Source organism: Campylobacter sp. RKI_CA19_01116, assembly GCF_025771405.1.
Lineage (GTDB): Bacteria > Campylobacterota > Campylobacteria > Campylobacterales > Campylobacteraceae > Campylobacter_D.
This window is the reverse complement of sequence record NZ_JAKMQF010000025.1, coordinates 1-1,226: the sequence shown is the minus strand read 5'-3', so window position 1 is coordinate 1,226 and position 1,226 is coordinate 1. Positions and strand designations below refer to the sequence as shown.

The window sequence follows — 1,226 nt, the reverse complement described above, 5'->3', positions numbered from 1 at the left end:
ACAATATTAAATCACAATTAAATTTTCATTGTAAAAATTTTATTTATAATTACAAAAATATTTTAGGAGAAAAGTAGTGAAAAGTGTTAAAATAAAAGTTGCTTTAATTGCAAATATCATAGCAATTGTATGTCTTTTGATTCTAGGAATTGTAACATTTATTTTTGTTAAAAATGCTCTTTTTCAAGAAATTGTTAATTCTGAACAAAATCGTTTAATTTCTACAAAAAATCTTATGATTAATTTCAAAGATGATACGTCTGATTCGTTAAAAAAGCTAAGCGAAACTATACTTAGACACCCTTATTCTGATTTAAATTCTGCCGAAAAATTAATGGATAACATAGGCTATCAATTAAGATCATTTAGAGATTCTGGTAATTTTCTAGCTGTTTATCTAGCCCAACCAAATGGAGAATTAATAGTAAGTGATCCAGATAGCGATAGCAAAGGCTTAGACTATGGAATTTATGGAAAAGCTGATAATTATGATGCAAGAACAAGAGAATTTTATATAGAGGCAATGAAAAATAATAGCCTATATATCACTCCTTCTTATATTGATGTAACAACGGGTTTACCTTGCTTTACTTATGCCATGCCAATATATAAAGATGGTAATTTTATAGGAGTATTGGCAATCGATGTTTTGGTTAAAGATTTAGAAGATAGTCTTAAACAAATGCCAGGTGCTTCTTTTATTTATGATAAAAATCGCTTTTCATTTGTTTCAACAAATAAAAATTATATTGGAAGCGATCCAAATGTTGCTATTGTGGCGGATGGATTTAGTAAGGTAAAAGATGGTGAACCATTCTTTTATACCAGCAAAGAAGGAAATGAAAGACTTGCAATGTGTGATAACATAGATGGATATACAGTATGTAATATGGCGTATATTGATACAATTTCTCAATCAAGTGAGAAAATAGCCTATATACAAGCCATTATTGTTATTTTTACAAGTATTGCAAGTATTGTTTTACTTTATTTCATCATCTCTTATTATCTATCACCTTTACAAGCTATACAAAATGGTCTTAGTTCTTTCTTTGATTTCATCAATCATAAAACTAAAGATTCTGCTATGATAGATGTTAAAAGCAACGATGAATTTGGAATCATAGCAAAAGCAATCAACGAAAACATCACTAAAACTAAAAATGCATTAGAACAAGATGCTAAAGCAGTAGAACAATCAGTAGAAACCGTTAGAGAGGTTGAAG

The 1,226-nt window shown here is 28.5% G+C and carries 1 protein-coding gene; it reads left to right on the top strand.

Annotation, left to right across the window (positions count from 1 at the left end; all coding sequences use genetic code 11):
* Nucleotides 1–76 precede the first annotated feature (76 nt).
* Nucleotides 77–1,226: methyl-accepting chemotaxis protein (locus L8U41_RS07825; protein WP_263728260.1), on the top strand; the 1,150-nt coding region annotated here is incomplete at its 3' end.